Origin of the sequence: Bradyrhizobium sp. DOA9, assembly GCF_000617845.2 — a bacterium.
Taxonomy (GTDB): Bacteria; Pseudomonadota; Alphaproteobacteria; order Rhizobiales; family Xanthobacteraceae; genus Bradyrhizobium.
Genome location: NZ_DF820425.1, coordinates 5025120 through 5045783, shown reverse-complemented (window position 1 = coordinate 5045783; position 20664 = coordinate 5025120). Strand labels below are relative to the sequence as shown.

Sequence of the window (20664 nt, the reverse complement as noted above, 5' to 3'; positions counted from 1 at the left end):
TCACACGCGGAACTTCGCGGGCGCTACGCAGTAACTTCGTCTATAAGTGTGCCACTCAGGCCCTTCCAACGGATCCTTTTCGGGGAGCAGATATGAGCATTTTCGGGAAAATCATGAGCGCGATCTTCGGTGGCCAGCCGGCTTCCGCCGCGCCTGCCGGCGGCACAGCACCCAGCAGTGCGCCCGCAGGGACCGCAACGGCGCCCGCGGCAGCGCCCATGTCGGCAGTCGACGTGGCGGCGATCGTCGACAAGGCGGTGGCTGCGCACAAGGGCGAGAAGCTGGAATGGCGGACCTCGATCGTCGACCTCATGAAGGCGCTCGACATCGATTCCAGCCTTGCGGCGCGCAAGGATCTCGCCAAGGAGCTGGGCTACAGCGGCGACATGAACGACTCCGCCAGCATGAACGTCTGGCTGCACAAGCAGGTGATGTCCAAGCTCGCCGCCAATGGCGGCAAGCTGCCGCCGGAGATCAAGCACTGACGACCCGCCCTGGGGTCGTGCCGGAGGGCCCGCGAGCGCGCGGGCCCTTTTGCATTCAGGCGACCAGATCCGCATCCTCCGGATGCCGGTCGAGATAGTCGACGACGAAGCCGCAGCCGGCGATCACCTTCTTTCCGTCGCGCCGGATCAGCTCGAGCGCGCCCTTGACCAGCTCGGAGCCGATGCCGCGCCCGCGGAGCGCGCGTGGCGTCTCGGTGTGGGTGATGATTACGGCGGATGGCGTCAGCCGGTAATTGGCGAAGGCGATGTCGTTGCCGACATCGAGCTCGAAGCGGCTCCTGTCCTTGTTGTCTCGTACCGAAGCCGCCATGCGGGATCCTTCCGAACTGCAGATTGCCTCCTGATCTAGGAGGCTGACACGGCCCTTGCCAAGATGAGACGGAGGGAGATCGGCGCAGAGGAGATATCCGCAAATGCGCGCCACATGGATCGCACGGCAGTATGGATATGGCCCTCCGCGAGCATGGGTCCCGCGAACCGCAAATAATCCCCGATGTCGCTCTTGCAAGCCGGACTTCGGTTCCCACGTCCTGGAAAGGACATACGCCCGAATGCGGCCGGCAGGGTCGTTAGATATTCGGAGTGTCATGATCGCCAGCCGCAGACGTATGCCTCTTTTGCAGGAGGGTACGATGTCGGACTCTGGTTACTTGAATACGCATCGAACATGGGAAGACTGGTGTGGCATGCTGCTGGGCGCGGTGATCGTGGCCTCGCCGTGGTTCCCGATCCAGGATGAAGCGATCGCCGGTCACCAGACGGCCATCCTGAACACGGTCGCGATCGGTTTGGTCGTGTTTGGCATCAGCCAGCTCGAATACGTCGCCTTGCAGCGCTGGCAAGAGGTGACGACGATCCTGGTCGGACTGTGGCTCGTCGCGTCGCCCTACGCGATCGGCTATTCCGGCGAAGGCTTCCTCCGCATCTATCACACGGGCCTCGGTGCGGTGGTGGTGCTGCTCGGCGTTCTCCAGCTGTGGCAGGACTGGGACATGAATGACCAGGACTTGCTCAAGCACGGACAATAGGCGGTAAGCAACCTGCTGCAGACCCGCCGGCCAATGGCGAGGGGCCTGTGCACTCACCGTGTCACGAGATCCGCATAGTCCGGGTGCTTGTCGATCCATGCCTTCACGAACGGGCATTGCGGGATCAGCTTCAATCCGTCGGCCCGGACCTGGTCGAGCGCCCCTTGCACCAGCTTCGAGCCGATGCCCTTGCCGCCAAGCTCCTTCGGCACGTCGGTATGCTCGAAGGTGATGACATCGCCGTCGAGCTTGTAGTGCTCGGTCGCAAGATGACCTTCCACCTCGAGCTCATAGCGGTGATGGGCCTTGTTCTTGATGACGTCGCTCATATCGTTGCCTTGCAGCTGCCGTGCCTTTGCGCACGAGATCGTAACGCACGGTCCGGCCGGCGGGTTTCCGCTCCGAGCCGTTCGGTTCAATCGGTCGCTTTGGCCAGCCTGGAATTTTCGGCCTGTGGTTGCGGGCGGAGGCAGCCCTGGCAGATGACCAGCGAGCGGTTGACCCTAGCGTCCTGCTCGGCCTCGATGCCGTCCTGGGCCTGCCACCATTCCTTCGAATAAGGGGCAAGGCCGGCCTGCGATCGGTCGCGCTCGGCCGTCGCGGTGGCGCGCGCCGCACGCGAGGCCGAACGGGGCTGATTGGGATTCTCGCCGGCGCCATCCCAGGCATAGCGCGCGGGCTTGAAGGCTGGATCGGACACAAGATGCGCTTGCGGGCCGACGGCGCATCCGGCGAGCGCCAGCGACAACACGAGGAGAGCGGGCGGCGCTTTGACCATGATGGAGTACTCTGTACGCGACAATTGGTGAACGTTGCGCTGATCATGTTTAAATTTCCCTGAACGATCCTGGCCGCGCTGGCGACAAACGCGCATGCGCTATCTCATCCTCATGCTCGCTCTGTTCGCCTCGACCGCGCGCGCCGAAGGCGCAAAGCCGTTCGATCCGGCCGACTATCCGCCCGGCGTGCAGAAGGCGGTGCGCTACGCCAATGAGGAATGCGCGAGCCAGGAAGGTGGCCCGGTGGCGTTTGCGCCTGACACGGTGCGCAAGGTCGACCTGACCGGTGACGGCCGCGAGGACTACATCGTCGATTTCCAGGACACCAAATGCGGCGACCGCGAGACGACCTATTGCGGAACCGGCGGCTGCGTCATGAAGATCCTGGTGACGCTGCCGGATGGCGGCGTGCGCGAGGTGTTCGACGGCTACGTGCTCCGCTACAGGATCATGGCCCCATCGGTGAAGCGCGGCGCTGCACGCACCGTCCGCTTCGATCTGCATGGCAGCTTCTGCGGCGGCTTTGGTGCGCAGGCCTGCTCGAAGACCAGGACCATCACGGCAACGCCCTTTGCGTTCAAAGCGCCGTAGGGCAGGCCCGCGGCAGCCGGCCTTGCAGGGCCACCGGCGTTGGCGATAAATGGGCTGCAATGAACGGACGGCGCGCGTGCCGCCCGTCGCCCACGAGGAAGCCCGATGCAGCCCCTGCGCATGTCCCGCCGCGTCATGAATCTCGCCTATATGCTGACCCAGAATGCGCGGCGGCATGGCGCGCGGCCCGGCTTCGTCTGGGGTGACAAATACTGGACCTGGCGCGAGGTCGATGCGCAGGTCTCGGCCCTGGCCGCGGCGCTCGCCGCGCGGGGCATTGGCAAGGGCGACCGCATTCTCGTCCATTCCAAGAACGGCGACGAGATGTTCTTCTCGATGTTCGCGGCGTTCCGGCTCGGTGCCGTCTGGGTGCCCACCAATTTCCGTCTGATGCCGGATGAGGTCAGCTATCTCGCGCAGGCCTCCGGCGCCAAGGCATTTCTGTGCCATGTCGATTTCCCCGAGCACGCGGCCGCCGTGAAGGGCGGTGCGCTGGCGTTCATCTGGAGCATCGAGGGCAACGCCGCGTTCGGCGAACGCTCGGTGGCTGACGCGATCGCCTCGCAGGCGGGAGTCGTTGTGGAGAATGTCGCCGTTGAGCACGACGATCCCTGCTGGTTCTTCTTCACCTCCGGCACCACCGGCCGCTCCAAGGCGGCCGTGCTCACCCACGGCCAGATGGGATTCGTCGTCACCAATCATCTCGCCGATCTGACACCCGGCACGACGGAGCAGGACGCCTCGCTGGTGGTGGCGCCCTTGTCGCACGGCGCCGGCGTGCATCAGCTGATGCAGACCGCACGCGGCGCGCGCACCGTGCTGCTGCCGACCGAGAAATTCGACATCAACGAGGCCTTCCGCCTGATCGAGACACACCGCGTCAGCAATCTCTTCACGGTGCCGACCATCCTGAAGATGATGGTGGAGCATCCCGCCGCCGACAAATACGACCGTTCCTCGCTGCGTTACGTCATCTATGCGGGCGCGCCGATGTATCGCGAGGACCAGAAGGCGGCGCTGAAGAAGCTCGGCAAGGTCATCGTGCAGTATTTTGGCCTCGGCGAGGTCACCGGCAACATCACCGTGCTGCCGGCGGCGCTGCATGATTCCGAGGACGGCCCGCACGCCAGGATCGGCACCTGCGGCTTCGAGCGCACCGGCATGCAGGTGTCGATCCAGGACGACGAGGGCCGCGAGCTCAAGGCCAACCAGAGCGGCGAGATCTGCGTGATCGGGCCTGCCGTGTTCGCCGGCTATTACGACAACCCCGACGCCAACGCGAAGGCGTTCCGCAACGGTTGGTTCCGCACCGGCGACCTCGGCCACATGGACGAGGAGGGTTTTGTCTACATCACAGGACGTGCCTCCGACATGTACATCTCCGGCGGCTCCAATATCTATCCGCGCGAGATCGAGGAGAAGATCCTGACCCACCCCGCGATCGGCGAGGTCGCCGTGCTCGGCGTGCCCGATGCGACCTGGGGCGAGGTCGGTGTCGCCGTCTGTGTCGTTCGTGAAGGCGCGCAGGCCGTGAGCGAAGCCGAGATGGCGGCGTTCCTGTCGCCGAAAGTGCCGCGCTACAAGATGCCGAAGCGCTTCTTCTTCTGGGACGCGCTGCCGAAATCGGGCTACGGCAAGGTGCCGAAGCGCATGGTGCGCGACGAGCTCGAGGCGCGCGGGCTGCTCGACCTCGACAAGAAGGCGGGCTGAGTGCGGGAGATGCGGAGCATCAAGCAGCCGGGACTGCCGCCTCCCGAACGCATTCAATGGGTGGAGGCGAGGGGGCGCGCTTTCTCGTTCACGCTTCAGGCGGGTGTGCCAATGCTGGAGGCTGCGCGGCGTGGCTTTACCGCAGAGGGCTTTGCCGGCGGCGTGCTGAACTTCCGCCGCGGCGCGCTGGGGCCGTTCGCCTATGTCATGCCGGCGCTGTCGAAGACCGGCGAGAATGCGGCGTTCTACAGCGATACGTTCCGCCCCCAAGGCGTGACGCGCGTGAGGCTCGGCAGCATGACGCTCGGCACGCGCGACGGCGCGCCGTTCTTTCATTGCCACGGGCTGTGGACCGAGGCTGACGGCAAGGCGAGCGGCGGCCACATGATGCCGGACGAGACCGTCGTCGCCGAGCCGTTCGAGGTCGAGGCCTTCGGTCTCGACGGTGCGATGTTCACGGCCGAGCCCGATCCGGAGACCAATTTCAAGCTGTTCGGACCGGTCGCGGCCGCGAGCACCGGCGCGCGCACGACGAGCCGCGCTTTCGCGCTCCGTCTGCGCCCGAACCAGGATTTTGCCGGCTGTCTCGAAGCGTTCTGCCGCGCCCACGGAATCGGGCGCGCGAAGATACACGGCGGCGTCGGCTCGACCATCGGCGCCCGCTTCAGCCATGGCGGCGTCACCGAGCCGTTTGCGACGGAGCTGGCGATCACGGCCGGCGCGATCGAGCCCGGCACGTCCGGCGCGCTGGAAGCTGCGCTCGATGTTGCCCTGATCGACTACACTGGCGGCGCTGCGGAGGGGCATCTGATCCGTGGCGATAATCCGGTGCTGATGACGATGGAGCTGGTGCTGGAGGCGCTGGGCTAGTCGCGGCGAGCGGTCAGTGAGCGCGCAGCTTGGCAATGGCCAGGAAGGTCGATTGGCTTATCCCCGAGCTCGATCCCCGAAAAAGGTCGAGCAAGGGGGATTGAGCCTGACCGGTGCTCTGGCTGTTCTTGACGTCATACATGGCGGAGAAACGGCCCAGCAGCTTTTCAACCTTCGCGGGATCGGAGAGATCCTTGATCTTCATGAAGCGGTCCACGAACTTGGCCTGCTGATCGATCGGCATCGCTGCCATCGAATCGGGCAGGTTGAACGTGGTCCTGAACACCTCCGAAAGCGCCTTGTCGGCAAGGATGTCGTATGCGGAGGTGATTTCCCCGGCCTTGCGCTGGAAATAAAGGGCGAGGCGCACGCCTTGGTTCATGTCGCCTTGCTGCTGCTCCAGGCTCTGCTGGAGATAGTTCGCCTGCGTTTCCCGGAATTGATCTCGCTTCTGGGGACCCATCATCGACAGGCGCGCCACGTTGCCCTTGCTGTCGAAATTGAACGACGCCACGATGTCGGCAAAGCGGGAATCGCTCTGCGTGTTCGCAAAACTCTTTGGATCGTTCAGGTCGGAGGCGAAGATCTTCTCGAGGAATTCGGTGCTGACCTTCCTGGGGTCCAGACCCTTGGCCAGGAGAATGAAATCGACCATCGGCCTGTTTGCAAGAAGATCGGACACGCTGTCGATGCCTGCGATCGCCTCCCGATAATCCGTCGCATCCTTGGTGGCTTGTGCCCGCACGGCCGCCTGCTGCTGGGGACTCGCCGTGCTTGCGCTTTTCACCGCTGAAATGACGTAGTCCTTCGTAATCTCGAGCACTTCGGCGGCGTCCTGCGCCACCAGGGGAGTGGTCAGATTGCCCTTTGCATCGAAGTTGAAGGCGCGGGCGAGCTGGACATAGCGATTGTCCTTGAGGGTATAGACGTAGCTCTTGGGATCGCTGAGGTCACTTTCGAGAACGGCCTTGATGGTGGCCTGGGAGACGTTCTTGGGATCGAAGCCGACGGCACCCAGCGCGAAATTGTACACGTCCGGCTTCGATACGAACGCGTCGAGCGAATCGACGGTGAGGAGAGCCGTTCTGAACTGCCTGATTGCGAAAGCCTCGTTCAGCGGGCTTGCCGCCGCATAGACGGCGGACTTGCTGTCGTCGAACCGCTTGGCCGTGAGTGTGACGTTTGCGGCAGTCTGCGCGGGCACGCCCGGCGGAAGCGACCCGTCAGGCGCAAACTCGAATGCGCCGGCCAGGTCGACGAAATCACCGATCGTCGCGATCTGGTCATTGAGGCTGGAAATGCTCTTTGTGTATGATTCCAGGTGATATTTTTCGACCAGGATCTGGACCTTCAACTGGTTCACGTCAGCGCCTGGTTGCGAGAGTTGGGCCGTGTAGTCGGCGATCTTTGCATTGGCGGCGCTCACGTCCGATTTGGCTTGAGCGAGCTGGGCGTTCAGGCCGGTCAACTGGGATGCGAAGGCGGTGTTGACGTAGCTGTTCGGGTCGGATGGATCGCTGCGCAGGACCTGACCAATGGTGTCGGGCGGCCATTTGCTTTGATCGATCCCGAATGCGGAATAGACGTAGTTGCGAAGACGGTCGTTGTTCAGGAGCTGGTCTGCACTGGTGATGTTGCCGATTTGGGCGCTGTAATAATTGGTGTCGGCGGCAAGTGCGTCGACCTGGCTCTTCTTGGTCGCGGTGTACAGGCCGATCATCTCGTCGGTCTGGTCCTCCGATTGCGCAACAGGCGTTGCGCCGCCGTTGAAGGAGAATGCTGCGGCAAACTCCCGGTAACGCTTGTCGACCAGCTTGTTGACGAAGCTGTTTGCGTCGGAGAGGTCGCTCTCCAGGACCTTTCTCATGAACGCCTTGGCGTAGGCCATGTCTTCCAGGCCGTACGCCTTCATGGCAAAGTGGTAGAGGCGATAATCCTTCATGAGATCGTCGACCGTCTTCACCTTGCCGATGTTGGCCTTGTAATAGGCGGCCTCTCGCGAGACGTCGGGTTGCTGTTCGACCCGCGTCAGGGACTGCTTGAGATGGTGCGAAATGTAATTGTAGCTGAAATACGTTGATACCATCGCGCATTCCTCGCGGCTTGGCGGTCCCGGACCTCCGTCAATCATTGCGGGGTCGCGAGGTGGGCGCTGGCCTCATGTCAGCAGACTGTCTCGGCATGCATCCTCAAGGGCGATTCCGCTCCACAACCTGAGATCTCGAGGTGCGGGTAGAGGAACGCGTGCCGGGCATTATTTCTACATGTTTCTCAAATGCAGCTTTCGCGAGCATTGTGTTCCTGTTACGTTCCAGGGGCTCCAGCTGAGATCGGTGGGGAAATGAGCCGGACACGACGCCGTCAGACCACGTTGGCTGCGCCTTATCTCAGGCGCGTCTGGCTCGATCCGTCGCGTGTTCACGATCGGGCGGTCTATCCATTCTGCCTGCCGATCTTTCCGGATGATTTCGAACTCAACTTCGACGCAGCCATCACGATCATCGTGGGGGAGAATGGCACCGGGAAATCAACGATTCTCGAGGGGATTGCGGCGCTCGCCGGCTATGACGATGCCGGGGGCGGGAAGGGTTACATGCCGGTCGATCACTCCGAGGCGCGCGAGAAGATGGGCGGCCAATTGTCCGAGGCTTTGCGCGCGAGCTGGCTGCCGAAAATCACCAATGGCTGGTTCTTCCGCGCCGAGAGCTTCTTCTCGGTCGCGCGATACCTCGACAAGGCTGCCCGCGACGCCGGCCAAATCGGGCCCGATTTCCTGTCGCATTCCCATGGCGAAGGTTTTCTTCGCTTCTTCGAGGAGCGCTGCCAGCGCCAGGGCATCTTCATCTTCGACGAGCCGGAATCGGCGCTGTCGCCGGCGCGCCAGATCGAGTTCCTCAAACTGCTGCGGCGCATGGACGAGTCCCGCATCTGCCAGGTCATCATGGCAACGCATTCGCCGATGCTGATGGCCTATCCCAGCGCGCGGCTGCTGCGGCTCGGCAAATACGGCCTGGAGCCTGTTACGGTGGAGCAGACCGATCATTACCGTGTCATGCGCGAGTTCTGCGACGATCCCCGCGGGTTCGTGGAGGTGAAGCTGGGGGAGTGAACGGCGTAGTTGGCGGTCGTTCTCTCCCTCGTCATTGCGAGGAGCTCTTGCGACGAAGCAATCCAGAGTCTTTCCGCCTAATGAGTCTGGATTGCTTCGCTACGCTCGCAATTACGGAGAGGAGGCGCCTGCATCGAACTCAAAATCGTCCTTATACCGGACACAGGTTCGCATCCTCGCGGCAGAGTCCGCCCGAGCTTTGCTGCATTCGCCACCCTCGAAAGTGCCGAGGGCGCAAGGAAGGCCGGGTGCCGGCTGGCACCCACGGTCCACTGTGCGAAGCGTGTGCTTGGAAAAGCTGCACAGCGGCATACAGGTGAAGCCAAACATCCGGCCTTCCCTGCGCAGTGGGTTGACGGCTTATGTCGCGCTCTCCTCGGGGAGCGATGCACTATTGCCCCCGTCGCCTTGCGGATGGCTGACGCTGCGAGCCCGGTCGGGCGCAACGTCACCGCAAGCCTTGGCGCACAGACCCCGGGCGCCAGGACCACACGATTTTGCCGTACGCGAGACTGCGCCCGTCGTGTGCGCGCAACCGCCTGCTCACGGAGTGACCCGCCCTGCAAACCAATTGCGCGCGACGCGGCCTGCGTCCACCACCTCCCATCCCGCGTTCGTGACGATCGCGATGCGCCCCTCGGCCCGGGTTGGGGTGGCCGCAACATGCGCTAATTCCGAATTCGAGTAAAGCGAATTGTTTCCAGCCCGCTGGGTTGACCCTGGTCTCGTGTGTTTTGCCCGTCGGGCACCGCAAGGGATTGCGGAGCGCGGGCGGCGACCCCTGCCACAGCCGCGCCACGAACAGGTCTCCCCACGGCCCGAAAATGCGTTACGATGACCTCAGCGCGCCCCAAGTCGCGCAGGTTGAGAAACGAGGAAACGACATGAAGATGAGAAGCGGACCGGCGATCGCCGGCGTGGCGGCGCTGGCGGTGGCGGGGATGGCTCTGATGACCGTCTTCGAGCCGGTCCGGGCCCATGGCCCGACGCGGCAGAAGGTGCGGGAATCCATCGAGATCAACGCGGCCCCGGCCAAGGTGTGGGCGGTGATCGGCAATTTCCAGGACATGAGCTGGCTTCAGCCTGTGACCAAGACCGAAGGCGAGAAAGGCAACGAGATCGGCGCGACGCGCAAGCTGACCCTGACGGGCGGCGCCATTGTCGAGGAGGAGCTCTACAAATACGAGCCCGACATGCAGAGCTATTCGTACCGGATCACCAAGGTCGACGTGAAGGTGCTGCCGGTGACCAATTATTCCTCGACCCTGACGGTCTCGCCCGCGCCTGACGGCAAGGCGAAGCTGGAATGGGCCGGCGCGTTCTATCGCGGCTATCCCAACAACGATCCGCCGCCGGAGCTGAGCGACGAGGCCGCGATCAAGGCGGTGAGCGGGCTGTACAAGGCCGGGCTCGAGGCGCTGAAGAAGAAGATCGAGAGCGGTAGCTGAACGTGAAGGCGCTGGTTCTGGCGGCGCTCGCCGCCAGCCTTTGTCATGCGAGCCTCGGCAGCACAGCCGCCGAGGAGGCGTTCGTCACCAACCAGCTCAGCGACGATCTGATGATCGTGGACCTCGCCGGCGCGCGCAGCGTCGCGACCATCCCGATCGGCGGCAAGCCGGCCGGAATCGCCGTCAGTGCCGACGGACGCTTTGCCTATGTCACGAGCCCGGATGCCAAGGCGGTGACGGTGGTCGACGCAGCCACGCGGCAGGTCGCCGGCCGCATCGAGGTCGGTGGCGGCCCGCTCGGCATTGCGGTGGCGCCCGACGGCAAGGCGGTCTATGTCGCCGATTGGTACGCCGCGGCGGTGCGGGTGATCGATACCGCCTCGCGCAGCGTTGTCGCCAGCATCGCGGTCGGCGCTTCGCCGTCGGGCCTTGCGGTGACGCCCGACGGCAAGCTGTTGCTCTCGGCCGACCGCGACGACGACAGCGTCTCGGTGGTGGACATTGCGACGCGCCAGCGCAAGGCCGTGATCAAGGTCGGCACCCGCCCGTTCGGCGTCACCATCGATGCCGACGGCAGGCGCGCCTATACCGCCAATGTCGGCTCCGACGATGTCTCCGTGATCGATATCGCGGAAGGCCGCGAGATCGGCCGCGTGCCGGTCGGCATGCGTCCCTATGCGGTGGCGCTGACGCGAGGGCGCGGCTTCGTCAGCGATCAATATGGCGGCACCGTCAGCGTGTTCGATCTCGCGAGCCTGAAGCCGGTCAAGCGCATCCATGTCGGCGACTATCCCGAAGGCATCGCGGCAACCGCCGACGGCAGGCGCGTCATCGTCGCCTGCTGGGAGAGCAATACACTTCACATCATCGATGCGGTGGAGCTGAAGGTGATCGGCGAGGTGAAGACCGGCGACGGGCCGCGGGCGTTCGGGGCGTTTTTGCGCAGGACGGAGTAGGGTTACGGCACCGGTGAAAACATCGACGCAATCTCATCCATCCGCTCGAACACATGATCCGGCCCCAGCGCCCGCAAGGCTGCCGGCGCCGCATAGCCCCAGCATACCGCGCCGCAGGCAATGCCGACAGCCCGTGCCGCCTCGATGTCGCGAACCTCGTCGCCGATCGAAATCACCTCGCTGGGCTCGACACCCGCGCGGCGGATGACCCGGCGGAATTTTGCGGCCTTGCCGAACAGCGACGCAGAGCAGTCGAAATGCGCGAACAACGCTGAGGCAGGCCCTAGCTTCTCGCGCGCATTGGCCTCGCTGTCGGAGGTCACCAGCGCCAGCTGCACGCCGCTCTCGGCCAGCGTCCGCAACATCGTCTCGACGCCGGCGAACAGCGGAATCTCAGCTGCCGCCTCCGCCTTCAGCCGCCGCGCATGGCGCGCGATCGCAGGCAGTTTCCACAAGGGCACTTGGAGCCGGGTGAGGATCTCGCGGCTTGAGGCGTGCCTGAGCTCCTCGACATCCTCATCCTTTACGCGGCGAAAGCCGAAGCGGTCGGCGACATCGTTGATGGTGCGCAGGAACCAGGGAAAGCTGTCGGCCAGCGTGCCGTCGAGATCGAAGATGGCGAGGGCGTAGGGCATGAGGCCGGATTTTGAGCTCGCTGACAAGCGTGAGGTCACGTGCTAATATTCGCGCAGTTCGAGGACAGCCATGCGACACGAGCGGATTGAAATCAACCCTGCGATCATGAACGGCAAGCCCGTGATCCGCGGCACACGTGTGCCGGTCGAACTTGTGTTGCGCGAGCTGGGCGCGGGCATGACCAACGAGGCGATCATCGCGGAGCACTCGAGGCTTACGCCCGACGACATTCGGGCGGCTCAGGCCTTCGCGGCCGACTATCTGGCTGACGAAGACATCATATATCGCTGAACTGTGCTCTGGCTCGCGGACGAATGTATTGCGGTCTCTCTGGTTCTAGAGCTGCGAAACTCCGGTCACGATGTGCTCTACATCGCCGAATTCGCTGCCAGTCTGAGTGACACGGAGGTCATGGCGCTGGCGTCGCGCGAAGGGCGTCTTCTCCTCACGGCTGACAAGGATTTCGGTGAGCTGGTCTTTCGCCGCGGCCAAGCCGTTCCTGGTCTAATCTTGCTGCGCATCGATCCGGAGAGCGGGCCATTGGTACGAACGCGGCTTCTAGAGGTCGTCGACCAATTTGGTCAGAAGCTTTTTGGCCCCTATGTCGTGATCGACGAAGTCCGTTTGCGGTCCCGTCCGTTGCAGACCTGAATTTTTGCTGCAAGTTGGGCACGTGAATATCGATCTCAATGTTCTTGAAGATCTGAGTGCTTAGATGCAAACTCTCCTCCTGCCGGCGGCGGCGTGCGGAGACCGCTGACATTAGCGAGTTACAGCATCGCCAATAGGCGGATTGATTGCGCTCGAAGAAGCGGTGGCCGACCGCAGCCGCTCACTCACCCATTCGACAAAAGCAGCGCGAGCGGAGAGATCGAAAAAGGCTCGCGCCGGGATGAAAAAGCCGTACCCCGAATTGTACCATATCGCCACCATGGTCGGCGTATCTGTCATGCCTTGGATGGAATGCCAGGAGGTCCGGCGTTCGCTTGCGGGAGTTCTGACGAAAATCGAGGTATCGTCGAGAGTAACGTGCCACGTCATTTGCTCGACGCGATCTACCTCAAATAGCTTGTCCTGGATTTGTCGGAATACCTGCCACGCCAGGAAAAATGCGTGGATCTGGCCAAGCACAAAGCCGACTATCAACACAGACAGAATTTGCAGCGTTGCCCATTCTATAGCCACGGCAAGAAGGCCGGCTACCATCACGACAGCCCAAATGATGAGCGCTTGAACTTGATGGGCTTCCCGATCGAAGTGTACCTGCAGACGTTTGCCTACAAGTTTTCGGAAGGATCTATCGTCCTCTATTGTGACATTGAATTGAAACCGAAAGCTTGACTGATCAATTACATCGCTCAAATCTGATCTCCGCGGCGAAGCCAGTCAAGTATAGCCGTCACTCGCAAAATAACCATAGGTTGAATCGACTGACAACGCAGTCATCTGAGCGACTTTTCGCACCCGCGGCCGCGTCGACCCGACCCAGCGGCCTTCGCCGATGTTTGTCTGATTGCAGACCTTTGGTTTCGCGTAGGCTGGCCGAGTCCAAGCGATGTCACTCCGCCGCCTCGCTCGCCGCACGCCGCCGCTTCGGCTTCCGCGCCTTCTCCAGCACCGGCGCCAAGAATTTCCCAGTATAGCTCCGCGGCGCCTTGGCGATGTCCTCCGGCGGGCCCCAGGCCACGATCTCGCCGCCGCCGTCGCCGCCTTCGGGGCCGAGGTCGATGACCCAGTCGGCGGTCTTGATGACTTCGAGATTGTGCTCGATCACGACGACCGTGTTGCCCTGCGCAACCAGCTCGTGCAGCACCTCAAGCAGCTTCTTGACGTCGTGGAAGTGCAGGCCGGTGGTCGGTTCGTCCAGGATGTAGAGCGTGCGGCCGGTGGCGCGTTTTGACAATTCCTTCGCCAGCTTGACGCGCTGGGCTTCGCCGCCCGACAGCGTCGTGGCCTGCTGGCCGACATGGATGTAGTCGAGCCCGACGCGATGCAGGGTCTGAAAAGTTTCGCGGACGCGCGGCACCGCCTTGAAGAACTCGGCGGCTTCCTCGACGGTCATGTCGAGCACGTCGGCGATGCTCTTGCCCTTGAACAGCACCTCCAGCGTCTCGCGGTTGTAGCGCTTGCCCTTGCAGACGTCGCAGGTGACGTAAACGTCGGGCAGGAAGTGCATCTCGATCTTGATGACGCCGTCGCCCTGGCAGGCCTCGCAGCGGCCGCCCTTGACGTTGAAGGAGAAGCGGCCGGGCTCGTAGCCGCGCGCCTTCGCTTCCGGCAGGCCGGCGAACCATTCGCGGATCGGCGTGAAGGCGCCGGTGTAGGTCGCAGGATTCGAGCGCGGGGTGCGGCCGATCGGCGACTGATCGATGTCGATGATCTTGTCGATGTGCTCGAGGCCCTCGATGCGATCGTGCGGCGCGGCGCCCTCGCTGGCATTGTTCAGCTTGCGGGCGATGGCGCGGTAGAGCGTGTCGATCAAGAGCGTCGACTTGCCGCCACCGGAGACGCCGGTGACGCAGGTGAACAGGCCGAGCGGAATCTCCGCCGTGACGTTCTTGAGGTTATTGCCGCGCGCGTTCACCACCTTGATGGTGCGGCGATGGTTCGGCGGACGCCGCTCCGGCACCTCGACCTCGAGCTCGCCGGTCAGGTACTTGCCGGTGAGCGATTTCGGGTTGCGCATGATCTCGGCAGGGGTGCCTTCGGCGACGATGTTGCCGCCATGCATGCCGGCGCCGGGGCCGATGTCGAGCACGTAGTCGGCGAGGCGGATGGCGTCCTCGTCGTGCTCGACCACGACCACGGTGTTGCCGAGGTCGCGCAGCCGCTTCAGCGTATCGAGCAGGCGGGCGTTGTCGCGCTGGTGCAGGCCGATCGAGGGCTCGTCCAGCACGTAGAGCACGCCTGTGAGCCCCGAGCCGATCTGCGAGGCCAGGCGGATGCGTTGGCTCTCGCCGCCGGACAGCGTGCCGGAGGAGCGGGACAGCGTCAGATAATTGAGGCCGACGTCGAGCAGGAAGGTGAGGCGCTCGCGGATCTCCTTCAGGATGCGGCCGGCGATCTCGTTCTGCTGTGCGTTCAGCGCCTCCGGCACGGTCTCGAACCATGCGCCGGCGCCCTTCACGGACAGCTCCGAGATCTCACCGATGTGCTTGCCGCCGACCTTGACGCTGAGCGCCTCGGGCTTGAGCCGAAAGCCCTTGCAACCCTCGCACGACACGTCATGGAAATATTTCGCCAGCTCCTCGCGCGCCCACTCGCTCTCGGTTTCGCGGTAGCGGCGGTTGATGTTGGTGATGACACCCTCGAACGGCTTCTTGGTATCGTAGGAGCGCACCCCGTCCTCGTAGGAGAACTTGATCTCGTCCTCGCCCGAGCCGTAGAGGAGCGCGTTTTGCGTCTTCTTCGGCAGGTCCTTCCACTTGGTGTCGAGCGTGAACTTGTAGTGCTTGCCGAGCGCGGTCAGCGTCTGCACGTAATAGGGCGACGACGATTTGGCCCAGGGCGCGATCGCGCCCTTGCGCAGCGTCAGGTCCTTCTCGGGGATGACGAGGTCCTCGTCGACATGCTGCTCGACGCCGAGGCCGCCGCAGGCGGGGCAGGCGCCGTAGGGATTGTTGAAGGAGAACAGGCGCGGCTCGATCTCGGGGATGGTGAAGCCGGAGACCGGGCAGGCGAACTTTTCCGAGAACAGGATGCGCTCGGGGCCGCTCTTGTCGTGAATCTTTGCGGTCTTCTTCTTTTCCTCCGCAGGCGCGGCCGCCGCGGGCGCATCGGCGAACTCGACGACGGCGAGGCCTTCGGCGAGCTTCAGCGCGGTCTCGAAGCTCTCGGCGAGGCGCTGGCCGATATCGGCGCGCACCACGATGCGGTCGACCACGACATCGATGTCGTGCGGGAATTTCTTGTCCAGCGTCGGGGCCTCTGCCAGCTCATGGAAGGTGCCGTCGATCTTGACGCGCTGGAAGCCCTTCTTGAGCCACTCGGCGAGCTCCTTCCTGTACTCGCCCTTGCGGCCGCGCACGACGGGGGCAAGCAGATAGAGGCGGGTGCCCTCAGGCAGCGCCAGCACGCGGTCGACCATCTGCGAGACGGTCTGGCTCTCGATCGGCAGGCCCGTGGCCGGCGAATAGGGCACGCCGACGCGGGCCCAGAGCAGGCGCATGTAGTCGTAGATCTCGGTGACGGTGCCGACGGTGGAGCGCGGGTTCTTCGACGTCGTCTTCTGCTCGATCGAGATCGCCGGCGACAGACCGTCGATCTGGTCGACGTCGGGCTTCTGCATCATCTCCAGGAACTGGCGGGCATAAGCCGACAGCGATTCGACGTAGCGGCGCTGACCCTCGGCATAAATGGTATCGAAGGCGAGCGAGGATTTGCCGGAGCCGGATAGCCCGGTGAACACCACCAGCTTGTCGCGGGGAATCTCGACGTCGATGTTCTTGAGGTTGTGCTCGCGCGCGCCGCGGATCGTAATTGCGCGCAGGCTGGAGCCCGCGTTCTGTTGTTGGCGCTTCGCCTTGATCACTTCATCCATCCGAGTTGCCCTCAAGGAAGCCCAAAGGTGCGCGATCGCGCCAACAAAAAAGGCGCGCTTCGCCCGGAACCGGGATCGGCGCCGATGGGTATGGCAGCGAACGTAGGAAGAACGGCGGCGGATTTCCAGTGGGAGTTGCGAATCGTCAACGGATTGTTGGCGTTCTGGCGGCATCTGGCAGCAGAAGCGCGCGGAAACCGCTGTCGGAACCGCCCAGTCAAAGCAAAAGGCCGGCGTGAGCCGGCCTTTCGTGACGATGTGACTTCGGCAGGGAGATCAGTACTTCGCGACGACCGGGCCGCCGAAGGTGTAATTGAGGCGAACGGTGCCCATGTCGACGTCCTGCTTGATGCGGTCGATGCGGTCGTTGACGCCGAGAATCGTGAAGGAGTTGTTGCGCTTGCCCATGAACAGATGGTCGTATTCGATCGCAACGGACCAGTTCGGCGCGAAACCGAACTCGATGCCGGTACCGACCGAGCCACCCCAGCGCGTCTCGCTTGCGCTATCGAAGACGACGCCCCCCAACAGACCGTCGTATTTGGCGTGCGTCAGTGCCGCGCCACCCTTCACGTACCAGAGCACGTTATTCCAGGCATAGCCGACCTGGCCGGTGAACAGGCCGAGCGCATCGATCCTGGTCTGGTTGACGAGCGGTGCAAGAAACAAGCTCGTGTTCGAGCCCTTCAGATTGGCCCAGTCGCCCTGGGCTTCGAGACCGAACACCCAATTACCCGACTGCCAGCGATAGCCGGCCTGACCACCGACGACGCCGCCGGTCGCATTGTGACACCCTTCGGCCGTGTCAGGACCCGGAATACCCAAGATATTGTTGACGTCCCAGCAATTGCGGCTCGATGCACCACCGCCGTTGATGCCGAGGTAGAAACCACTCCAGTTGTACACCGCGATCGGCGCCACCGGAGCCTTGGCGTAGGGGCGGGCCGCCAAATCGGCCGCCGAAGCCGGTGCCAACGCGCCGAGTGCGAGCAAACTGGCCGAAGCCAGCAAAAGCTTCTTCATATGCATTCCCCACTTCCATGTCTCATTCCGGTCTTCCGGAGAGCGGAAGAGCAGCGGACCTTATGACCCAAGTAACGTCGTTGCTTTTACACGATTGAAGCCAAAGGTTGTGTCACTCGGCAGCCACATCCGCCCGAAAACGCGAGCGGACCGGCGGCCGCAACAAACAAAAAGGCCGGCGCGAGGCCGGCCTTTCGTAACGCGGGTGCGTCGGAGACGAAGCTTAGTACTTCGCGACGACCGGGCCGCCGAAGTGATAGTTCACGCCGACCTGCACGGTGTGGAAGTTGAGCGTGCCGGTGGGCACGGTGCCCGAGAAGTAGGTCTCGCCGCCGAGGCTGCGATAGAGGTACTCGCCCTTGACCGACCAGTTCGGAGCAAAGAACGCTTCGACGCCAGCACCGACGGTCCAACCAGAATGGAACTTGCTGTCGGAGATGGTCGTGCCGAGCGCGGTGAAGCTGAGCTTGTTGTCGATCCAGGCGTAACCACCGGTGCCGTAGAGCAGCACGTTGTTGACGGCCCAGCCGATGCGGCCACGCACGGTGCCCATCGCATCGGTCTTCGAGCTTGCCGTCGCGCCAACCACGCCGACGCCGGGAACGAAAACGGCGCCATCGACCGAAGCGCTGACATCAGCCCACGCGCCGTCAGCCTCGATGCCGAATACAACGTTGCCGGTCTGCCAATTGTAGCCGGCCGTGCCGCCGACGAAGCCGCCCTGCATCTTCGGGTCACCGGAAGAGGCTTCCCAGGCGCCGCCGCCGACGATACCGAGGTAGAAGCCGGTCCAGTTGTAGACCGAGGCCACAGCGACCGGAGCCTTGGTGTAAGGGCGGGCCGCCAGATCAGCAGCCGAAGCGGGGGCCGCAAGAGCGAACACAGAGGCCGAAGCCAACAAAATCTTTTTCATCTTCAACTTAATCCCAGTCCCAGTTTCTGTTGTTGCCTTCCGTCGCGGAAGGACATCGGACTCAACGGCCCAACTGACGCTGCATTTACACCACCAAAGCCGCAAGTTGTGTCACTGAAAAGCCACAACAACACAAAAGGTGATGGTTACTGACTCATTGCTGTCACGCGAATTTGCGCCCAAACAACAAAGGCCGGCGCGAAGCCGGCCCTTGATTTCATAGTAGTATCAGCGAGATAATCAGTATCTGGCGATTGCCGGGCCACCCCAGCGATAGTTCACGCGCACGAGGCCGATATCAACGTCCTGACGAACGCGTTCGGTCTGGACGAAGGCGCCGCCCAGGCTGAAATCGACGTTACGATCGCCCAGGAAGATGTGATTATATTCCAGACCCACCGACCAATTCGGCGCGAAGCCAAATTCGAGGCCAGCGCCGACCGTTCCGCCCCAGCGGGTATCGCGGGCCGAACCGAAGATGGTCCCCGCACCCACAAAGCCCGGCGCGATCAGGAGGTCGTATTTGTCGTCGACGACGGCCGCGCCACCCTTCACGTAGAACAATACGTTATTCCAGGCATAGCCGATCTGACCGGTGATCAAGCCGAAGGCGTCGATCCGCGTACGGTTCTGCTGAGCCGGCGCCGTCGGGCTGATGTTGCTCCCGCTGAAATCAGCCCAGTTGCCTTGGCCTTCCAGGCCGAACACCCAATTGGCCGACTGCCAGCGATAGCCGATCTGACCACCGACCGTGCCGCCCGACGCATCATGGCAGCCGTCGTTGACCAGCGTGCCGGTGACTGGCGTGACGAAGTCCCAGCAATTGCGGCTCGAGCCCCAGCCGCCGTTGATGCCGATGTAGAAGCCGCTCCAGTCATAGATAGCGGCGACCATCGGCGGCGGAGCCTTGGTGTAGGGACGCGCGGCGAGATCCGCCGCGCTTGCCGGAGCCGACAGGCCCACTGCCATTGCACTGATAGCGCCAAATAGAATCTTATTCATTGCAGTCTCCCCAGTTGCGTCCGCTTCATGAAAGTCCCCGAAGCGGCTGATCAGGCGCGACGCCCATATGAACTAATTCCAAGGCAAACGTAGCCTAAGAAAAGGGCAGAGTCCGTCTCCGGAATGCCACACTTGCCGCTCGACTGCAGGGGAACAACTTGCTGAATGTTAAGCGGTTTTCGTCGTTCACGGGAACTCGGAAAAGTTCCATTCGCGGGCTGTCCCTGGTTCCGGCGCGGCCAAATGTTTGCCAGGCCGACACCAAGAACAAATCTGGAACAAATCTGGGGACGATGCTATATGTGGGGATAACCCTGGGGGTGGCAGGCTGACCAATGCCCGCAAGCGTATAGGGTCGCCTCAACGGGCGCAGAGAAACGCGGGCAGCGGGATTTGCCCTTTTTGAAATTCAGTGGCATTCGGAGTGGAGAGCGGCGATGGCGGGAAGCGTCAACAAGGTCATTCTGGTTGGAAATCTCGGCAAGGATCCCGAAATCCGCCGCACCCAGGACGGGCGGCCGATCGCGAATTTGAGCATCGCGACCTCGGAGACCTGGCGCGACAAGAACACCGGCGAGCGCAAGGAGAAGACCGAGTGGCATCGCGTCGTGATCTTCTCTGAGCCGCTTTGCAAGATCGTCGAGCAGTATCTGAAGAAGGGCGCAAAGGTTTACATCGAAGGCGCGCTGCAGACCCGCAAGTACACCGACCAGAGCGGCGTCGAGAAGTATTCGACCGAGGTCGTGCTGCAGGGCTTCAACTCCACGCTGACGATGCTGGATGGCCGCGGCGGCGGCGGCGGAGGCGGCAGCTTCGGCGACGAGCCGGGCGGCGATTTCGGCTCCTCCGGTCCCGTCAGCAGCGCGCCGCGGCGCCCCGTGGCCGCGGGCGGCGGCCGCAACAGCGATATGGACGACGACATCCCGTTCTGAGCCTCGGCGGGCCTGTTCGCGCCAGGCGGCAGGACATCTCACCAATTGCCGGGCAGGGCTTGATTTTTCGGCCCTGCCTCATGTGTAGCCTCAAATCTTTGACGGGGCGCGATGTGATGGTATGTTAATCATATTCACATCGCCCTTCGCCCGGACCCGAGCATGAGTCTTGCGCCGCTGCTTGAGGCCGCGCCCACGATCCCGCTGCATGCCTTTGCCGCGATCGTCGTCTTCGTGCTTGGCCTCGTCCAGTTCGCCGCCCCCAAGGGCACGCTGCCGCACAGGACCATCGGCTGGATCTGGGTGGTCCTGATGGTGGTCGTGGCCGCCTCGTCCTTCTGGATTCACACGATCCGTCTGGTCGGGCCGTTCAGCCCGATCCATCTGTTGTCGATCCTCACCCTGGTGGCGCTGCCGCTCGCAGTGTGGCGGGCGCACACCCATCGTATCGCTGATCATCGGCGGATGATGACCCTCATGTTCGCCGGGGCGCTGGTAGTGGCGGGGCTGTTCACGCTGCTGCCCGGGCGCCTCATGCACCGGGTGATTTTCGGGGTGTGAGAGCCGGTTCCGGCCGGTCTGTTCCGGGCCCGTATGCGGCAGGGCCGGGCAGGGCGTAAG

General features: G+C 63.2%; 22 protein-coding genes. 12 read left to right on the top strand and 10 right to left on the bottom strand.

The genetic code is table 11. The features are described from left to right. Nucleotides 1-92 precede the first annotated feature (92 nt). Nucleotides 93-485 (top strand): DUF3597 domain-containing protein, encoded by a 393-nt coding sequence (locus tag BDOA9_RS23645; RefSeq protein ID WP_025036443.1) that lies wholly within the window; start codon nucleotides 93-95, stop codon nucleotides 483-485. Between the two features lie 55 nt (nucleotides 486-540). Here BDOA9_RS23645 and BDOA9_RS23640 read toward each other — a convergent pair whose 3' ends face one another. Beyond that, complete coding sequence (locus BDOA9_RS23640) at nucleotides 541-816, bottom strand: GNAT family N-acetyltransferase (RefSeq protein ID WP_025036442.1); 276 nt, start codon at nucleotides 814-816, stop codon at nucleotides 541-543. A 322-nt stretch (nucleotides 817-1138) separates the two neighbouring features. Between BDOA9_RS23640 and BDOA9_RS39015 the strand changes: the two genes are divergently transcribed. Then, on the top strand, nucleotides 1139-1534 hold the full coding sequence (locus tag BDOA9_RS39015; protein ID WP_025036441.1) for an SPW repeat domain-containing protein: 396 nt from the start codon (nucleotides 1139-1141) through the stop codon (nucleotides 1532-1534). Between the two features lie 53 nt (nucleotides 1535-1587). Here the strand turns inward: BDOA9_RS39015 and BDOA9_RS23630 are convergent, their stop codons facing one another. Continuing rightward, the gene (locus BDOA9_RS23630) at nucleotides 1588-1863 is read right to left on the bottom strand and encodes a GNAT family N-acetyltransferase (RefSeq protein ID WP_025036440.1); all 276 of its coding nucleotides are present in this window, start codon (nucleotides 1861-1863) and stop codon (nucleotides 1588-1590) included. Nucleotides 1864-1949: 86 nt separating this feature from the next. Continuing rightward, nucleotides 1950-2312 (bottom strand): hypothetical protein, encoded by a 363-nt coding sequence (locus BDOA9_RS23625; RefSeq protein ID WP_025036439.1) that lies wholly within the window; start codon nucleotides 2310-2312, stop codon nucleotides 1950-1952. Nucleotides 2313-2406: 94 nt separating this feature from the next. On the opposite strand from BDOA9_RS23625, the gene BDOA9_RS23620 reads away from it, so the two are divergent. The 3 genes from BDOA9_RS23620 (at nucleotide 2407) to BDOA9_RS23610 (ending at nucleotide 5484) form a co-directional block, all read left to right on the top strand. Then, nucleotides 2407-2904, top strand: a complete 498-nt coding sequence (locus BDOA9_RS23620) for a hypothetical protein (RefSeq protein WP_025036438.1) — start codon at nucleotides 2407-2409, stop codon at nucleotides 2902-2904. A 105-nt stretch (nucleotides 2905-3009) separates the two neighbouring features. After that, entirely contained in the window at nucleotides 3010-4614 is a 1605-nt protein-coding gene (locus BDOA9_RS23615; RefSeq protein ID WP_025036437.1) for an acyl-CoA synthetase, read from the top strand. A gap of 9 nt (nucleotides 4615-4623) precedes the next feature. Beyond that, the gene (locus BDOA9_RS23610; RefSeq protein ID WP_025036436.1) at nucleotides 4624-5484 is read left to right on the top strand and encodes a PCC domain-containing protein; all 861 of its coding nucleotides are present in this window, start codon (nucleotides 4624-4626) and stop codon (nucleotides 5482-5484) included. A gap of 13 nt (nucleotides 5485-5497) precedes the next feature. Here the strand turns inward: BDOA9_RS23610 and BDOA9_RS23605 are convergent, their stop codons facing one another. After that, nucleotides 5498-7570, bottom strand: coding sequence for a DUF1217 domain-containing protein (locus tag BDOA9_RS23605; protein WP_025036435.1), 2073 nt, complete (start codon nucleotides 7568-7570; stop codon nucleotides 5498-5500). Nucleotides 7571-7825: 255 nt separating this feature from the next. Here BDOA9_RS23605 and BDOA9_RS23600 point away from each other — a divergent pair, with 255 nt between their 5' ends. The 3 genes from BDOA9_RS23600 (at nucleotide 7826) to BDOA9_RS23590 (ending at nucleotide 10997) form a co-directional block, all read left to right on the top strand. Further along, a complete protein-coding gene (locus BDOA9_RS23600; RefSeq protein WP_025036434.1) occupies nucleotides 7826-8593 on the top strand; it encodes an AAA family ATPase in 768 nt (255 codons plus the stop codon). An 884-nt stretch (nucleotides 8594-9477) separates the two neighbouring features. Next, complete coding sequence (locus BDOA9_RS23595; protein ID WP_025036433.1) at nucleotides 9478-10041, top strand: SRPBCC family protein; 564 nt, start codon at nucleotides 9478-9480, stop codon at nucleotides 10039-10041. Between the two features lie 2 nt (nucleotides 10042-10043). Next, a complete protein-coding gene (locus BDOA9_RS23590; protein ID WP_025036432.1) occupies nucleotides 10044-10997 on the top strand; it encodes a YVTN family beta-propeller repeat protein in 954 nt (317 codons plus the stop codon). A gap of 2 nt (nucleotides 10998-10999) precedes the next feature. Here the strand turns inward: BDOA9_RS23590 and BDOA9_RS23585 are convergent, their stop codons facing one another. Beyond that, a complete protein-coding gene (locus BDOA9_RS23585) occupies nucleotides 11000-11632 on the bottom strand; it encodes an HAD family hydrolase (protein ID WP_025036431.1) in 633 nt (210 codons plus the stop codon). Between the two features lie 70 nt (nucleotides 11633-11702). Here BDOA9_RS23585 and BDOA9_RS23580 point away from each other — a divergent pair, with 70 nt between their 5' ends. Together BDOA9_RS23580 and BDOA9_RS23575 are read left to right on the top strand one after the other, a co-directional pair. Continuing rightward, entirely contained in the window at nucleotides 11703-11924 is a 222-nt protein-coding gene (locus BDOA9_RS23580) for a DUF433 domain-containing protein (protein WP_025036430.1), read from the top strand. Between the two features lie 3 nt (nucleotides 11925-11927). Further along, nucleotides 11928-12284 (top strand): DUF5615 family PIN-like protein, encoded by a 357-nt coding sequence (locus tag BDOA9_RS23575; RefSeq protein WP_025036429.1) that lies wholly within the window; start codon nucleotides 11928-11930, stop codon nucleotides 12282-12284. Between the two features lie 111 nt (nucleotides 12285-12395). Here BDOA9_RS23575 and BDOA9_RS23570 read toward each other — a convergent pair whose 3' ends face one another. The 5 genes from BDOA9_RS23570 to BDOA9_RS23550 all read right to left on the bottom strand — a co-directional run bounded on the left by BDOA9_RS23570 (nucleotide 12396) and on the right by BDOA9_RS23550 (nucleotide 19111). Then, nucleotides 12396-12995, bottom strand: coding sequence for a YcxB family protein (locus BDOA9_RS23570; protein WP_025036428.1), 600 nt, complete (start codon nucleotides 12993-12995; stop codon nucleotides 12396-12398). A gap of 196 nt (nucleotides 12996-13191) precedes the next feature. After that, nucleotides 13192-16173, bottom strand: coding sequence for an excinuclease ABC subunit UvrA (uvrA, locus tag BDOA9_RS23565; protein WP_025036427.1), 2982 nt, complete (start codon nucleotides 16171-16173; stop codon nucleotides 13192-13194). A gap of 276 nt (nucleotides 16174-16449) precedes the next feature. After that, nucleotides 16450-17196 (bottom strand): outer membrane protein, encoded by a 747-nt coding sequence (locus tag BDOA9_RS23560; protein ID WP_025036426.1) that lies wholly within the window; start codon nucleotides 17194-17196, stop codon nucleotides 16450-16452. Nucleotides 17197-17419: 223 nt separating this feature from the next. Then, nucleotides 17420-18109, bottom strand: coding sequence for an outer membrane protein (locus BDOA9_RS23555; RefSeq protein ID WP_025036425.1), 690 nt, complete (start codon nucleotides 18107-18109; stop codon nucleotides 17420-17422). 240 nt (nucleotides 18110-18349) lie between these two features. Beyond that, nucleotides 18350-19111, bottom strand: a complete 762-nt coding sequence (locus BDOA9_RS23550; RefSeq protein WP_025036424.1) for an outer membrane protein — start codon at nucleotides 19109-19111, stop codon at nucleotides 18350-18352. Nucleotides 19112-19548: 437 nt separating this feature from the next. Between BDOA9_RS23550 and BDOA9_RS23545 the strand changes: the two genes are divergently transcribed. Then, nucleotides 19549-20043 (top strand): single-stranded DNA-binding protein, encoded by a 495-nt coding sequence (locus BDOA9_RS23545; protein WP_025036423.1) that lies wholly within the window; start codon nucleotides 19549-19551, stop codon nucleotides 20041-20043. A 162-nt stretch (nucleotides 20044-20205) separates the two neighbouring features. After that, nucleotides 20206-20604 carry a DUF2306 domain-containing protein gene (locus BDOA9_RS23540; RefSeq protein WP_025036422.1) on the top strand — a complete coding sequence of 133 codons (399 nt, stop codon included), beginning with the start codon at nucleotides 20206-20208 and terminating at the stop codon, nucleotides 20602-20604. The last annotated feature ends 60 nt before the right edge of the window (nucleotides 20605-20664 follow it).

What these genes read in the sequence shown, in the direction of transcription:
- BDOA9_RS23645 (WP_025036443.1), top strand. Translation starts at nt 93, where the DNA reads ATGAGCATTTTCGGGAAAATCATGAGCGCGATCTTCGGTGGCCAGCCG.
- BDOA9_RS23640 (WP_025036442.1), bottom strand. Translation starts at nt 816, where the DNA reads ATGGCGGCTTCGGTACGAGACAACAAGGACAGGAGCCGCTTCGAGCTC.
- BDOA9_RS39015 (WP_025036441.1), top strand. Translation starts at nt 1,139, where the DNA reads ATGTCGGACTCTGGTTACTTGAATACGCATCGAACATGGGAAGACTGG.
- BDOA9_RS23630 (WP_025036440.1), bottom strand. Translation starts at nt 1,863, where the DNA reads ATGAGCGACGTCATCAAGAACAAGGCCCATCACCGCTATGAGCTCGAG.
- BDOA9_RS23625 (WP_025036439.1), bottom strand. Translation starts at nt 2,312, where the DNA reads ATGGTCAAAGCGCCGCCCGCTCTCCTCGTGTTGTCGCTGGCGCTCGCC.
- BDOA9_RS23620 (WP_025036438.1), top strand. Translation starts at nt 2,407, where the DNA reads ATGCGCTATCTCATCCTCATGCTCGCTCTGTTCGCCTCGACCGCGCGC.
- BDOA9_RS23615 (WP_025036437.1), top strand. Translation starts at nt 3,010, where the DNA reads ATGCAGCCCCTGCGCATGTCCCGCCGCGTCATGAATCTCGCCTATATG.
- BDOA9_RS23610 (WP_025036436.1), top strand. Translation starts at nt 4,624, where the DNA reads ATGCGGAGCATCAAGCAGCCGGGACTGCCGCCTCCCGAACGCATTCAA.
- BDOA9_RS23605 (WP_025036435.1), bottom strand. Translation starts at nt 7,570, where the DNA reads ATGGTATCAACGTATTTCAGCTACAATTACATTTCGCACCATCTCAAG.
- BDOA9_RS23600 (WP_025036434.1), top strand. Translation starts at nt 7,826, where the DNA reads ATGAGCCGGACACGACGCCGTCAGACCACGTTGGCTGCGCCTTATCTC.
- BDOA9_RS23595 (WP_025036433.1), top strand. Translation starts at nt 9,478, where the DNA reads ATGAAGATGAGAAGCGGACCGGCGATCGCCGGCGTGGCGGCGCTGGCG.
- BDOA9_RS23585 (WP_025036431.1), bottom strand. Translation starts at nt 11,632, where the DNA reads ATGCCCTACGCCCTCGCCATCTTCGATCTCGACGGCACGCTGGCCGAC.
- BDOA9_RS23580 (WP_025036430.1), top strand. Translation starts at nt 11,703, where the DNA reads ATGCGACACGAGCGGATTGAAATCAACCCTGCGATCATGAACGGCAAG.
- uvrA (WP_025036427.1), bottom strand. Translation starts at nt 16,173, where the DNA reads ATGGATGAAGTGATCAAGGCGAAGCGCCAACAACAGAACGCGGGCTCC.
- BDOA9_RS23560 (WP_025036426.1), bottom strand. Translation starts at nt 17,196, where the DNA reads ATGAAGAAGCTTTTGCTGGCTTCGGCCAGTTTGCTCGCACTCGGCGCG.
- BDOA9_RS23555 (WP_025036425.1), bottom strand. Translation starts at nt 18,109, where the DNA reads ATGAAAAAGATTTTGTTGGCTTCGGCCTCTGTGTTCGCTCTTGCGGCC.
- BDOA9_RS23550 (WP_025036424.1), bottom strand. Translation starts at nt 19,111, where the DNA reads ATGAATAAGATTCTATTTGGCGCTATCAGTGCAATGGCAGTGGGCCTG.
- BDOA9_RS23545 (WP_025036423.1), top strand. Translation starts at nt 19,549, where the DNA reads ATGGCGGGAAGCGTCAACAAGGTCATTCTGGTTGGAAATCTCGGCAAG.
- BDOA9_RS23540 (WP_025036422.1), top strand. Translation starts at nt 20,206, where the DNA reads ATGAGTCTTGCGCCGCTGCTTGAGGCCGCGCCCACGATCCCGCTGCAT.